Origin of the sequence: Micromonospora sp. NBC_00330 (genome assembly GCF_036136635.1) — a bacterium.
GTDB classification, from domain to species: Bacteria; Actinomycetota; Actinomycetes; order Mycobacteriales; family Micromonosporaceae; genus Micromonospora; species Micromonospora salmantinae.
On record NZ_CP108012.1, the window covers coordinates 4,653,709 to 4,667,408 of the forward strand.

At 66.7% G+C, this 13,700-nt stretch carries 11 protein-coding genes; 3 read left to right on the plus strand and 8 right to left on the minus strand.

Translation table 11 applies throughout. The features are described from left to right. Nucleotides 1-4: 4 nt before the first annotated feature. The gene (locus tag OG598_RS20930) at nucleotides 5-1,255 is read left to right on the plus strand and encodes an MFS transporter (RefSeq protein ID WP_328650703.1); all 1,251 of its coding nucleotides are present in this window, start codon (nucleotides 5-7) and stop codon (nucleotides 1,253-1,255) included. A gap of 367 nt (nucleotides 1,256-1,622) precedes the next feature. Here OG598_RS20930 and OG598_RS20935 read toward each other — a convergent pair whose 3' ends face one another. Together OG598_RS20935 and OG598_RS20940 are read right to left on the minus strand one after the other, a co-directional pair. Further along, entirely contained in the window at nucleotides 1,623-2,312 is a 690-nt protein-coding gene (locus OG598_RS20935) for a hypothetical protein (RefSeq protein WP_328650704.1), read from the minus strand. 731 nt (nucleotides 2,313-3,043) lie between these two features. Then, nucleotides 3,044-3,670 carry a hypothetical protein gene (locus OG598_RS20940; RefSeq protein WP_328650705.1) on the minus strand — a complete coding sequence of 209 codons (627 nt, stop codon included), beginning with the start codon at nucleotides 3,668-3,670 and terminating at the stop codon, nucleotides 3,044-3,046. A gap of 738 nt (nucleotides 3,671-4,408) precedes the next feature. On the opposite strand from OG598_RS20940, the gene OG598_RS20945 reads away from it, so the two are divergent. Both OG598_RS20945 and OG598_RS20950 read left to right on the plus strand, forming a co-directional pair. Then, nucleotides 4,409-6,364, plus strand: coding sequence for a DEAD/DEAH box helicase (locus tag OG598_RS20945; RefSeq protein WP_328655392.1), 1,956 nt, complete (start codon nucleotides 4,409-4,411; stop codon nucleotides 6,362-6,364). A 242-nt stretch (nucleotides 6,365-6,606) separates the two neighbouring features. Beyond that, nucleotides 6,607-9,765: an AAA domain-containing protein gene (locus OG598_RS20950; protein WP_328650706.1), complete on the plus strand. Its 3,159-nt coding sequence runs from the start codon at nucleotides 6,607-6,609 to the stop codon at nucleotides 9,763-9,765. A gap of 24 nt (nucleotides 9,766-9,789) precedes the next feature. On the opposite strand, the gene OG598_RS20955 is transcribed toward OG598_RS20950, so the two are convergent. The 6 genes from OG598_RS20955 to OG598_RS20980 all read right to left on the minus strand — a co-directional run bounded on the left by OG598_RS20955 (nucleotide 9,790) and on the right by OG598_RS20980 (nucleotide 13,695). Then, the gene (locus OG598_RS20955; protein ID WP_328655393.1) at nucleotides 9,790-10,476 is read right to left on the minus strand and encodes a pentapeptide repeat-containing protein; all 687 of its coding nucleotides are present in this window, start codon (nucleotides 10,474-10,476) and stop codon (nucleotides 9,790-9,792) included. Between the two features lie 72 nt (nucleotides 10,477-10,548). Next, nucleotides 10,549-10,731: a multiple cyclophane-containing RiPP AmcA gene (gene amcA / locus OG598_RS20960; protein ID WP_322442471.1), complete on the minus strand. Its 183-nt coding sequence runs from the start codon at nucleotides 10,729-10,731 to the stop codon at nucleotides 10,549-10,551. Beyond that, nucleotides 10,728-11,870, minus strand: a complete 1,143-nt coding sequence (gene amcB, locus OG598_RS20965) for a cyclophane-forming radical SAM peptide maturase AmcB (protein ID WP_328650707.1) — start codon at nucleotides 11,868-11,870, stop codon at nucleotides 10,728-10,730. Before amcB ends, amcA (OG598_RS20960) begins: the two co-directional genes overlap by 4 nt. Beyond that, complete coding sequence (locus OG598_RS20970; RefSeq protein ID WP_442931336.1) at nucleotides 11,867-12,202, minus strand: hypothetical protein; 336 nt, start codon at nucleotides 12,200-12,202, stop codon at nucleotides 11,867-11,869. Before OG598_RS20970 ends, amcB begins: the two co-directional genes overlap by 4 nt. Further along, on the minus strand, nucleotides 12,199-12,363 hold the full coding sequence (amcA, locus tag OG598_RS20975; protein ID WP_328650709.1) for a multiple cyclophane-containing RiPP AmcA: 165 nt from the start codon (nucleotides 12,361-12,363) through the stop codon (nucleotides 12,199-12,201). The genes OG598_RS20970 and amcA (OG598_RS20975) overlap by 4 nt, the downstream gene beginning before the upstream one ends. Nucleotides 12,364-12,810: 447 nt before the next feature. Beyond that, nucleotides 12,811-13,695 (minus strand): phosphotransferase, encoded by an 885-nt coding sequence (locus OG598_RS20980; RefSeq protein ID WP_328650710.1) that lies wholly within the window; start codon nucleotides 13,693-13,695, stop codon nucleotides 12,811-12,813. Nucleotides 13,696-13,700 lie beyond the last annotated feature (5 nt).

The window sequence follows — 13,700 nt, forward strand, 5'->3', positions numbered from 1 at the left end:
AGGGGTGGCAGCACCCCGCATGGCACCGCCGCCAGGGATGAGCCGCCGGCTGACGTTCCTCTTCGCGTTGGCGGCGGGAGTGGCCGTCGGCAACCTGTACTGGGCCCAGCCACTGCTCGGCTTCATCGCCGGCGATCTACGCGTCACGACCGCGACGGCCGGCTGGCTGGTCACCGCGACGCAGCTCGGGTACGCCGTCGGCGTGCTGCTGCTCGTACCGCTCGGTGACGTCCTGGACCGCCGCCGGTTCGTCCCGATCATGCTGCTGACCTCGGCCGCCGCACTGCTGCTGTGCGCGCTGGCGCCGTCGATCGGCGCGCTCCTCCTCGCACTCGGCGTGCTCGGCGTGACGACGATTTCCGGGCAGATCCTCACCCCGCTCGCCGGAGACCTCGCCGGCGACGCCCAGCGCGGTCGGATCGTCGGCGTCGTCGGATCCGGGACCCTCACCGGCATCCTGGCCTCCCGCACGATCAGCGGCCTCGTCGCCGACGCCGCCGGGTGGCGGACGATCTTCGCCCTCGCCGCGGTCCTCGCCGTCGTGCTCGCGATCGTGCTCTACCGCACCATTCCACCGCTGGCACCGCGGACACGCATGCCCTACGCGCAGCTCATCGCCTCGGTCGGCGCGGTGGTCGTACGCGAGCGGGCGGTCCGATGGACGCTGGTCCTGGCCGGCACCGGGTTCGCCGCGTTCTCGCTGTTCTGGACGGCGCTGACGTTCCTCCTCAGCGGCCCGCCGTTCCGGTACCCGGTGGCGGTGATCGGGTTGTTCGGGTTGGCCGGCCTCGCTGGCGTCCTCTCCGGCCTACGCGGCGGACGGCTGCACGATCGCGGTTGGTCTCTTCCAGCCACCGGCGCCGCCTGGGTACTGGCCCTCACCGCATTCGTCGTCGCGGCGTTCGCCGTACGGTCCGTCGCCCTCGTCATCATCGTGATCGTCATGCTCGACGTCGCCCTCCAGACGCAGGCCCTGCTCAACCGGGCGCGGCTGTTCGCCCTCTCTCACGAGGCCCGGAGCCGGCTCAACACCGCGCTGGCAGCCGGCAACTTCGTCGGCGCCGCCATCGGCTCCGCCGCCGCGACCGCGCTCTGGTCCGCAGGCGGCTGGACAGCGGTCACCATCGCGGGAACAGCGCTCTGCTGCTTCGCGCTCATCGTGTGGGCGCTGGGACGTCGTGGTCCGCTCGTGATCGGCGTCGCCCCGCCGAACAACGCAATTCAGGGGGCATCGCCGGTTGGCCATGCCCCCTGAATACTGCTGGTGCGCCGCCAGGGACTCGAACCCGAACCCGCGGGTTAAGAGTCCGCTGCTCTGCCGATGCCAGACGGTGACTTTCGGTATCAGGCCGTGCCGCCTGAGCAGGCAAAATAGTCAATGGCATGTCGCGTAGTGGCGCCCCATGCTGAACCGTCTCGGAACGTCCGGTCCCCCATTTGACAGGCCGGTAGCTATGGGGTCGGGCAGAGACGTCGGACTCAGGCTTGTGCCGAAAGCAGGAGAACGACAAGCAGCGGCGGCCTAGCGGACCCATCCAACTGGCCGGCCTGACCTTGCAGTCGGGCCGGGAAGCGGTCATCACGGCCACCGCACTCAGGCAGCGCCTGCGCCCGGGGCACCACTACGGGGCAGGCGAAGCCAGGTGGGGAAGGTTTACCCAGTACGTGTTCCGCAGGCGGCGATAGTCAAACTCCTTTCCCTGCGGGATTCGGCGGACTGTCAGCAGTTGACGGCTCTCCAACTCCTTGGCTGCCCTGGTCCACGTGTCGTCCGAGAGCCCATACCGCTTTCGCTGTACACCGGTCAACCAGGGCGGATCGTGGATCGCCTTGCCCCCCTGCATCTCTAGCAGAACCAACAGCAGGGCAACCGCGGTGCCGGACAGCGACAGGATCCAGCCCTGTGTCCAAACGTCAAGGGGGAGGCTGATGTACCGGCCGCTATTCCATGCGTACTTCCGACCGTCGCCAGATGGATTGAGCAGCGTGATATCCGACGGAAGGCCTGGACGCCTGTCCAGCTTGAGCAGCCTGGCGTCGCTAAGCCAGCTCAGCGCATCAGCGATACGGCGAGCCCCGTTGACGCCTGGGTCAGGCAGATCCAACAGCTCCGCCCATGCACGGCCGGGCTTCGACCTGATGTCGTAGGGCCGCTGCACCGCAAGGAGCGTCAGGGAGAGGTAGAGCTTAAGCCGCACCTCTCCACCACGGCCTCCACGGATCATTTGCGCCAAAGGTGGATCAGCCTCACCGTCGGCGCGTACGAACTCAGGGGGAATCTGTATGCCAGTCCGCCTCTTCGACTTCTCCACTAAACGGCGCAATCGGGCGAGAGTGTCCGAAATGGGTGGAGCGGCTGCGGGGCTCGACAAATCTCCACACCTTTGCTGCGGGGGAACCAGGCATACGGGGGTATGAGGGGTATCGGGGGTTCACGACGTTCTTCCTTATATCTTTCCGCCACGAACCCCAACTAGGACCGTACCAAGCTCGAAGTTTTCCGGGTAGGAGAGTGGTAGTTACACCGCACTGAGCCTTGTGGTATCCCCGCAACAGCCTCGCGATGAGCACTTTGACCTGCACGTATTCAGAAACGACCATGGAACTCGCCGGACCGATACCGATCCGGCAGGCCTTGAAGGGGTCCACTTCGTGGTTGATCAGCGTCATCACCGGTCCACAGTGCAGGATGCCCCCGACCCGCATGAGCCAGGCAAACCGCAAGGGCGGAGCCGGCTAACCCGCGCGGAAGGGGTGACGCTGGCCGCCGCTGCCATCCGCGGCGTAGCCAGCGGCGTGCTACACGCCGTCGCGTCCTGGGTAATCAGGACAATCGGAAACAGCTCGTAGCAGTCCACGTATCGGGGTGGTGCCGCGTTGATGCGGCCCCACCCCGATACGCCGGGTCCAGACCTTGAGGCAATGCCAATGCCTAAGTAGCCTGCGGTAAGCGGGCCGCGTCCGTGGGGGCCAGTCGGTCTCGAAAGCCGGAGGGGCGTGCAACCCCTGGCGTTCGACCCGCGGGTAGAACCTATACACCGCCCTAACGAACCTTCCAGCTAAGGGGCAGGCCGCCGGACGGTGCGAACTCCACAGACACGATTCGCGTCTTCGGCGGCAGCTCGAAGGTCAACCAACCCCGCTTGCAAGCACCGGCGCGCGGAGTGGCGACTGAGCTGAGGCTGTCAGTGAGGTTGGGTGAGCGCGCGCCCAACTGGACGTTCCAGAACGTGTAGGTCCGTGACTCCGTGTCTACGAGTTGGAAGTCGCTGATGCTGAACCCGTAGCCATCACTGTCCGTGGTGCCGTTCGAGCACGCCTTGATGTCAGCAACCGCGAACTGCGTGCCCTTCGTTCGGATCCTGGTGGCGACGTCGTCTTGCGCTTGCACGGGGAACTTGACGCTGTAGACCGTCACGTCGCCCAGGTCCGTCGCCTGTTTTTGGCCAAGCCTCGGCTCGGCAGGCGCTGGCGGGCTGATGCTCGTGGCGGGCGTAGGCGACAACGAAACGGCCGGCGAGGGCAATGGGCTGGGCGAGGTGGTGGCCGAGGGCGTGGTCGAAGGACCGGATCCTTGCGGATCGCTGGTCGAGCCGCAGCCCGCCACGGCGACCAAGCCGAGCGCGGCGGCCAGCGCGGTGAGGCCGCCGTTCCTATGTCTGATCATCACCGTCGATTCCCGTCTCGTGGTGAGGCTCTGGCCTATGCCGGCCAGGCATTACAGGTCAGGCCATAGGCGGCCAAGTAGCTAGGTGAACGTAGTGGACGGCGACGTTAATGTTGTGTCGGGAAAATGACCCTTCCAGCAAGTTGCGCGGCGCTCGCAGTGCGCGCGCCGCAGTCATTTCGGCGCCGATTCGGATGCTGTCCGGGAGCAACTCGGGTGCCGCATCGGGATTGAGGAGAATCTGCACGAAATCTCCACCCTGGGCATCTAACCCGGACCCTCGGCGAGCACGACTCATCACATGTGTGCCAGAGCCGGTTACAGGCAGCACGGACAAGATCAAGGTCATGCCTGTCTATCAGCCATCCGACACCGCGCTCTCGTTGCCTTCACATGCTGGCCTAACGGAGGGTGGATGCTGCGGCTGCCGGAAGGAGCAAAGGTTTGGGTCAACGGGGGGCGGCACGATCAGAGCCCCGGGGCACGACAGAGGCATCCTTCAATCGACTAGCTGCGCGAGACGTGTGGTGGCGTGGGCACCTACTGCAGGAGCAGCTCACCGCGTTCGAGTCAGCTCGAACAACCGCGGAGCTTGAGGCGGCAGAGCTGTATCGCCAAGCACACCATGTTGCCGTGGTCGAAGGGCTGCGGGGCACGCCTGTTCAGGAACTCCGATCCGTACGGTCGGGTCTGCGAATCCCACCGAGCCTTGAGCAACAGGGTTACCGCACAGTCTTGGACGTGCTGGGCGCATCGCCCGGTGACCTCGTACGACTTCCAGGGGTAGGAAGCCGCAGCGCGGCGGCCATAGCCGATGCGGCGCATGCGCTTCAACGCCTTGTCGAGCAAGGCGCCTCGGTGCGCTTAGACGCCGACCGCAAAGACCCGGCCCTGGAACCGCTGCTGCGGGCCCTGTGGGTGCTTCGTATAGTCACCGAGTTGCACGCCGACGGCACCGCCCGCCTGGGCCCGCTTGCCGACGACCTGGCCGACGCTCTGCGTAGGGCGAAACGAGCAACCCGCGTAGGGCGACTGTGGTTCGCTCGGGCAGCCACCAAGGCCGCTACGAAGTCAGCGGTCGCGGAGGTGGAGCGGCTGTTGAGCAGCCGCCAAGCAGACGCAGCGGCAACGCTTCTTGCCCAGTGGGACCAATCAAACAGCCAGGCACTAACTGTTGGCCGGGATGCTCTGTGGGCCGACTTTGCACGCCACGCCGCGGTCTACAACACGCTGCTGGAGCGAGTCAGCGGTAGCACGACAGACGGCGCCGCAGCGCATGGACACTTGCCGCAGGCTCTTCAGAACCAGGCCGGGCAGATCGGGCTGGACCTGGGGAGGTTACGGGTCACGTTGCGCGGCTATCAGGCTTTCGGAGTCCGGTACGCGCTCCTGCAACGTCGTTGCATCCTTGGTGACGAGATGGGGTTGGGTAAGACGATCGAGGCCATTGCGGTCTGCGCCCACCTCGCTGCCGCCGGAGGGCGTCACTTCCTCGTCGTCTGCCCGGCCAGCGTCATCGTGAACTGGCTCAATGAGATTGCATCCCACAGCACGCTTTCCGCCCACCGGCTACACGGGCCGCAGCGCGACGAAGCGATCCGCCAATGGCACGCTGACGGCGGCGTGGCCGTCACAACCTTCGAAACGCTGAGCCGGCTGTCCCTACCTCAAGATATCCGCCCCGGAGTCGTCATCGTGGACGAGGCGCAACTGATCAAGAACCCGGCAGCTCAACGGTCCCAGGCCGTCGCCGCTTATCTCGCCCAGGCACCCCGAGCCCTCTTCCTGACCGGTACGCCAATGCTGAACCGGGTCGAGGAGTTCCGAAACTTGATCCGCTACCTGAACCCTGCGGTGGCAGCGACGATCAGCGTCACGGACGGGTTGGCCGGTGCCGCCAGCTTCCGCCGCAAGGTCGCCACCGTGTACCTCCGCCGCAATCAAAAAGACGTCCTCGCCGAACTTCCGGACCTGATCGAGGTCACAGACTGGGTCGAGATGGGCCAGGCGGAAACGCGCGCCTATCGGCGGGCGGTCGAGGCCCGGCAGTTCGCCCACATGCGCCGTGCCGCCGTTGTCGCTGACGGATCAACGATGCCGGCAAAGGTGGAGCGCCTGCGCGAGGTCGTCCAAGAGGCCGCGGACAACGGTTGGAAGGTCGTGGTCTTCTCCTATTTTCTGGAGGTCCTGGACCGCGTGCGCGTGAGCCTGCAGGAAGGAACGCCGACATTCCTGCTCTCCGGGGCCGTCCCTGTCGCTGCTCGGCAACAGGTCGTGGACGACTTCAGCGGCACGGACGGCCACGCCGTCTTGGTCAGCCAGATCGGCGTTGGCGGGGTGGGCCTGAACCTTCCGGCGGCGTCGGTGGTCGTGCTCACCGAGCCGCAGCTCACCCCAGCACACGAGGAGCAGGCCATCCGGCGGTGCTACCGGATGGGTCAGACCCGCGGTGTACGGGTTCACCGCCTACTGGCCAGAAATACCGTGGATCAGCGGCTGTTGGAGATGCTCGAACGCAAGAGCGCCCTGATTCGCGCATACGCCCACGACAGTGTCGCGAAGATGGCCGATCCGTTGGCGACTGACGGCAGCTACGTCGACCACGACCTCCTTGCCGATGAGGCGATCCCGCTTGATCGGCGGATCGTCATGGTCGAGCGTCAGCGGCTTGGCTTCGACAAGCGGCGGGCGTCCTGAGGGCGCGGCGTTGCTAGAGCTCATACCTCCCAGTCCTGACGGTGTACACACCGTGCGCCAGGCCAGCGAGCGATCCGAGGTGATTGGTGTTGGGGTGGCGCGAGGAAGTCTGTTCCGTGGTCGACGTCTGGCGGTCGACGGTAGGCGGTACGAACGCGGCGACGTGGTGGCGGGTGGGACGGGCTCATCCCATGGCAGAGGCGGGCTGGTGCAGCGTTGACCTACGCAGAGCGCGTGCCGACGTGGACCAGATCGACACGCTGCGCGTGGCCGGTACGGCCCCACCAAGGGGAGCCGAGGGTGAATATCGGCCGCTTGAGGTGATGCAAGAGGGGCAGCAACTGCGGGTTCGGGTCGCGGAGTTCGTGGACCTCGGCGACGCCTACCTTTGGCAGCAGCGTCAGCCCCCGGCCTACCTATTGGATCGGCTCCGCGAGGTCCTCGCCACCGTAGAACCAGTGGGCTTGGCCGCAGACCTCGCCGCAGGACGCCTCTCCCCCGCGCCCCAAATGCTGAACCGTGTCGCGGGATTCACGCCGGCGCAATGTGAGGCGTACACGTCCTGCCTACGTCCGGGGGTGCGATTGGTCTGGGGACCGCCGGGCACCGGGAAAACACGGGTGCTCAGCGATGCGATTAGCGCCCTGATCGCCGATGGCAAACGGGTCCTGCTGGTGTCGGCCACCAACATCGCGGTCGACAACGCCCTCGCCGGTGTGATGCGACACCGTCGGCACCGCCCGGGGGATCTGATCCGCGTCGGACCACCCCATCTACGGGAGATCGCCACCGACCCCGACGTGTCGCTCACCCACCTCGTCAAGGCAACGCTGGCCAAGGCCGAGCAGCGCCGGTCGACCCTGCAGAACCGGCTCCTGGCACTCAAGCAGATAGCGAACGATCTTCACACCATCGAAAAGCTGGTCGCAGACTTCAACCCCAGTGAGCATGAACGGGCTCGTGCCGCGGTTAGCCGGGATCGGGATATACCCCGGTTCGCGCAACAGCTGGCGAATGCCAGCGATCAAATCACCGCATGCCGTCGTGCCTTGGCACAGGCCGATGCCGCGTTGCAGAAAGCTCGTGCCGCAGTAGTGGAGGCATCGGATTCGCGAACCGCACTGGACGCCCTCAACGGCATCAGGCGAGAGGCCACGCTCGCCCAGCAGGAGGCTGACCGAATTGCCGTGCGGCTGCTCGCCGCGCGAGCCGAATGCGATCGAACCGAGTCGGACCTTGCCTCGGCCCAGGACGGCGGACCATGGGCTCGGGCCCGCAACCGGCGTCAGCTAAATCGCCTCCGCAATCTCCTGCAGGAGCAGCGGGAAACGATAGGAACGCTCGGCGCGCAGGTGCAACAGGACCAGGCCCTTCTCGCCCGGTTCCACCGCTCCAGGGAGCCTCAGGTGGCGGCACTTACAGCCAAGGTGCGGTTCAGCCGGGAACAGATCGCCGTCCGTGACAGCGCTCTGACCGAGGCACAACGCATCCACCACTCGGCGGCCGTTGACCTGTCCGCGGCAGTAAACGAGCACGACGCGGCTCAGCAGCGACTACTGGCGGCCGAGGCGGCCCCGCGCGCCACGCCAGCGCAGCGAACCCTGGTCGAGCGGGCTGACCGTCACCAACTGCCGGCCCAGCACGAGCGTATGCAGTCATTGCGCCGCCGCGCTGCTGCCGAGGCTCCCACCAGATCTCGCCTTGAAAAGGAGCACGCCAAAGCCCACGACGACTACGACCGCCTCCGCCGCGACGCGGAAAGCACCCTCATCCGCCAAGCCCGCGTCATCGCCACCACCCTCGCACGGCTGCGTACCGCCAAGGTCCTCCTCGACGGTCCTTACGACGTCGTGCTCGTCGACGAAGTCGGCGCTGCCACCATCCCCGAAACACTGCTGGCAGTGTCCCGCGCGGCCACCACCGCTGTGCTCCTCGGGGACTTCATGCAACTCGGCCCCGTCCTACCAAAGCCCATCACCAAGAGCAAGCGCGCCGACGTGCAGCAGTGGCTGTGCGACGACGTTTTCGGTCTCTGCGGCATTACCGTCGCCGCTGACGCGACCGCGAACCCCGGTTGCACTGTGCTCGATGAGCAGCACCGCTTCGGACACGACGTCATGCACGTGGCCAACGCTGTCGCCTATGACGGCCTGCTACGCGCTGCGCCCAACACCCGCGTCCGCGGCGCCGACGACCCGGAGATCGTCCTCATCGACACCGACCGACTGGGCGACCTCGGCGCTGTACGAGGATCCGGCCCTACCAAGGGCTGGTGGCCTGCTGGTGCGCTCATCAGCCGGGCCTTGGCCCAGTACCACCGCTCGCGTGGAGAGACAATCGGCGTCATCACGCCGTACAACACGCAAGCTGACGCCACCCTCGAGGCGTTGCGGGACTGGGAGGAGACCGGGGCCCATCCCACCGAGGTCGGCACCGCCCACCGCTTCCAGGGCCGAGAGTTCGATGTGGTGGTTCTCGACCTCGTCGAGGACAACGCCAAGTCCCGATGGATCGCCCAGGCAAGCCCTTCTCGTGGCAGCTTCGCCCGTGAGGGTCTCAAGTTGTTCAACGTCGCCGTCACCCGCACCAAGGACCGTCTCTATCTCATTGGCAGCCGGCAGCGCATCGAGCAAGCTCCTCCAGACACCGTACTGGCATGTATCGCACCGCTACTCGGCAAAAAAATCCGCACCGTGCGTGCGGAGCAGCTGATCACCGCGCCGTCCGTTCCTGAGCCCGACCGGCCGCTGCTGGGAGAATTCAGCAGCGACCTAGCCGACATCCTGGCCCAACATGTACGCGTCGCCGAAATCCAAGACGAGAAGACGTTCTATAAAACCTTCGCCGAGCACCTCGAGTCCGCACGACACTCCATCTGGATGTGGGCGACCTGGACCGCGAACCGAACGAAATCGGTGGCGCCGGTGCTTGGTGAAGCGGTTGGACGAGGCGTCAAAGTCGTCGTCTTTGTCCGTGACGCCAGAGACCACCTGCAGGGCACCGACAACTCACAGCAGAACCTGAAGACGCTGAGAGCAGCAGGGCCCACCATCGTTGAGATGTACAAGATGCACCAGAAAATCGTCGTCATCGACGAGCGGCTCGTACTTCTCGGAAGCCTCAACGTCCTCTCCCAACACCAAAGCCGAGAAGTCATGCTCGTGATGGAAGGCGCTCATTTCGCTCGCAAAATACTTGAGCACGAGAACGCGACGCAGTTCGCGCAGCAACCCCCGACGTGTGGGGCGTGCGGCAGTGCGACGATCGCGTTGCACCGTACCGCCAAGGGCTGGCGATGGCGCTGCTATGCACGCATCCTCAACCACGCCACCACACGGTCATCCACCTGTGGCTGGACCACCGAGCCGGCCGGACAAATCGGCGACGCGGCGGACCGCTAAGCAACGCCGCGGCGGGTGGCGGCGTCATCGGTCGTAGCCGCTCGCCCCGTCCGCGCGAACGTCGATGCTCAGGGCGTTGACGGTCATCCGCGTCAGTTCGGGAAGCTGATCCTCACTGAGGGCGACGCCCTGCAAATTGTCCAGCGGCGCCGTGAAGGCGTGCAACCGGCTGCCCCGCAGATCGGCGCCATCGAGACGGCACGAGTCGAGTTCCAGGTCGCCGAGGTCGCACGACCGCAACACAATGCCGGAAAGCCGGCAGGATGACCATGTGCCGTGGACGAGGGTGCAGTTGATGAAGGCCACCGAACCGGCGGCGTTGACGCGGTTCAGGGTGGCGTAGTCGAACCGGCAGTTGTCGAACAAAACGTCTTTGAGCCGCACGTCGATGAGTCGGGTTCCAGTGAGGCGGGAGCCGGTGACCGAGCACCGCTCGATGCTGACGCCGGTGAGGGCCGCTCCGGACAGGTCCGTCTGGACGATCTCGCAGCCGTAAAGGGCACCACCCTCCCAGGCGATCTCACCGAGATCCGCTCCGGTGATCCGGCAGCCTCGGATGCTCCAGTCGGCGATCTGTCGACCTCCCCAGGAAGCGTCCTGCACGAGGCCGTCGTGAAGGTCGTCGTCGGGTAGGTCGCTGACTTGGTCGAGGTCTTCCGGGTCGAGGTCGGGCAGGAGGATCGTCACGTCGCCCACGGTGGTCGTACGCATGTCTTTCCAACCTGTTCGGACGCGGGGTGGGCACGCCACCCCGCGCGTCGACTCGAGCCGCCGGTCGGCGGGCTACTTTTTCTTGTTCCAGTTGTCCCAGCCGGGGCGGCTGTCGAACTTTCCCTTGTTGTCCCAGGCGGGTCGGTTGTCGAACTTCGCCGCGTCGATCGACGCTACCGCGCGCTGCGGGTCGACGCCGAGGAGGGCGAGGCGGTCCGGCGGTGCGTCGAGAAGCGCAGCGAGGGCGTTGGTCATGACGGTCCTCCTTGAGGGGTGAGGTGATCCGCGGCGGCGCGGATCAGAGCTTGCCGAGTCGTGCGGCAGTAACCGGTCTCCCGGGCGGTGAAGTTGCCGTGTTCGAAGTAGCGGTTGCCGGCCTGACCGCCCCGACAGAAGTCGTAGAACGCGCAGCGGTCCGCACAGTCGTTGAGCGCCGTCACGAACTCAGCGACGTATCGCAACTCACCGGCACGGGCCACCATGTCGCCGATCGCTTCACCGAGCACGTTGCCCGCGATGAAGTCGCCGTACCGCGGGCTCTTGATACCCAGCAGTTCCGGTGACAGCAGAACCACCTGGCCGGCGTGGGCGACTGTGGGGATTGGTTCGTACGGGCCGTGGTCGGTGAGGCCGGCGCGGGTGGCACCCAGGTAGTCGGCCAAGCGATCCAGGTCGCGGATCCGCAGCGGACTACCGGCAAGTCGGTGCCGGACGAGTCGACTCCAGAACCGGTACGCGGCTTCCTCCGACACCGGCGTGCGGGCGGCGCCTTCCTGTTCCTCAATGTTGAAGCCCACCGACTCGCACCCGGGCAGGGCGGTGAAGAACTCGACGAGGTCGTGGGCATGTTCGATGGTTTCGGGTGTGACGACGCAGATCACCGAGTACGGCAGGCTGGCCTCGGCCAGGACTCGTATGCCGCGGATCGTGCGGGCCGTCGTCGCGTTCCCGGCTCGGTCAAGCCGGTTCCTGTTGAGCATGCCGGGCCCGTCGATGCTGACGCCGATCTCGAAGTCGTAGGCGGCGAACAGATCGCACCACCGCTCGTTCATTAGCGTCGCGTTGGTCTGGACCTCGTGGCGCACCCGCCCAGCCCGCCGCAGAGCCTCGAAGGGAGCGAGCAGTGCCTGGAAGACGTCAATCGGCGTCGTTGTGGGCTCGCCGCCGTGCCACACGACGCTTACCGGATGGGCGCTGTCCTGCTGCTCGATTGAACGGGCGCAGGCGGTCGCAACGGAGACGGACATGAGCTGGCGCGAGCGCCGGTCGGGCAGGTAGCAGTAGCTGCAGTCCAGGTTGCAGAAGCTGGTGGGCTGCAGGACCAGGGTATGGAAGGTCCCGGCGATGGCCGGCTGCCCTGTCGTGGCGATGATCCCGATGTCCCGGACGGTCATGTCTCCTCCGGTGTCTCCGGTCCGGCGATGGGCGGGCGACGGCTACGGTGCCGAGCCGGCCAGCCGAGGAAGCGGTCGAACAGGTTCCTGACGTCGCCGGTGGTGCTCGGGTTGAGTCGGTGCAGGTCGTCGATGGCCTCCTGCAGGCAGCCGGACAGGTAGAGCAGCAGGTTGAGCCGGCTGCCCTGGTAGCTGGTCAACAGGGCGAGCTTGGCCCGTCCACAGGGCCAGGGCTGCCCGCAGGCCCGGCAAAGCCAGAGCGGACGCAGCGGCAGATGCTCCGACTGCAGCTCCGGGTCCGTCTGAGCGGCAGACACTCCGCCCCCGCTCATCGGCGATCGCTTTTTCGCGCCTGCCGCTCGAACACGATCCGCCAGACGTGCGTCAGCAGTGGCGGATCGGTCGAGCCCCGCCGCGCCGACACCGCAACCGCCGCTGCGCGGTCTGTCGTCAGCTCGCCGGTCGCCGCGTACCGCGACACGTACACCGTCATAAGTCAGCTCCCGGTCTGCGTGGACGCGTGCGTGCGGTGGGCTTGCCGGCATACCGGCAAGCCCACCGCCGTCGGCCAGCGGCTGGGAGCAGACCGCCGGTCACCCGCCCACGCAGCCCTGCTGGCGGTACGCGAACGGGAAGTCACCCGTGCGATCGACGGAGTGCCCGGCGCGAGCACTTGCCGGTGCGTCGGGTCGCGTTCCGACCTGTCGCCAAGTGGCACGTCCATCTGGGTCTCCCTGGCGTGACATTGCCGCTGGCCCGTCGGCGCGCCATGGGGGTCAGGATGGTCCTGGACCGCTCCGCCGACGTGTTCCTGACGTCCACGATCGCTGGCGGCACTGGCCGGAGACAGACCCAGCGTGGTGGGCCACGGTGGGCCTCACCGTTTCTCGCCTGAGCCAATGGAGATAGGCCACACGGTGCCCGCCCTACAAGACTCGGCTCAGAGGATGTGCCAGCGGCGGAGTTCCGACGCGTCGTCGACGAGGCCCGCGATGCGGTGGTGCACCTCGTCGGCGGCCTCGGTCCCGGGCCGGGACTTGCGAGCGTTGGTGGCGATCATCTGCAGCTCACGGAGCTGGCACAGTTCTTCGAATCTCGGCCAGGATGTGGCATCCCAGCCGTAGGCGGCGGTGAAGCCGGCGAAGGCATCGGGACCGGGCGGGTCGAACCGACGGCAGTGGACAGCGACCGTGGCGATGTCCCACTCCCGGGGCCCGAGGGCGGCGCCGTCCCAGTCGGCCAGCACGGGCGTGCCGTCGAAGCGCCGGAGCGCGTTGCGGACCTGCGGATCTGACTGAATCAGACTCGTGCCGCGGGAAAACCGCATCGCCTCCCAGCCGGCGGCCAGCGCCTCGAGCCTGCCCATCAACAGATCCTGTTCCTTGCCGTTGAGGATCTCCGAGCGGGTGACGGCCCGCTCGATGCCGTGGATCGGTCGCAGTGCAGGCAGCGGCACCGGCGGAGCGGGCAAGGCGTGCAGGTCCCGGAGAAGGCTTCCGAGCTCGGAGACGGTGATGGGGTCGTCGTGTGCCGGGTCCAGACGCTGCCAGACCGTAACGGCGTACCCGCCCACCCGCATCGGCTGGGCGACGCCCGGATGAAGGCCCACCGTGGGGAAACCTCGGGCCACCAGCCAGTCGACCACGGCCACCATCCCGTGCACCCGTTCCAGGTCATGATCGCCGGGGGCGATCTTGACGACCACGTCCCCGACTGCGTAGACGGCGTTGGTGTGGTGCCGCAGCAGGACCACGTCCAAGTCGGAATAGCCGAGGAGACGACACACCTCGACGAGCACCGGCCGGGTGCGCGCCTCGACGAACATGGGGC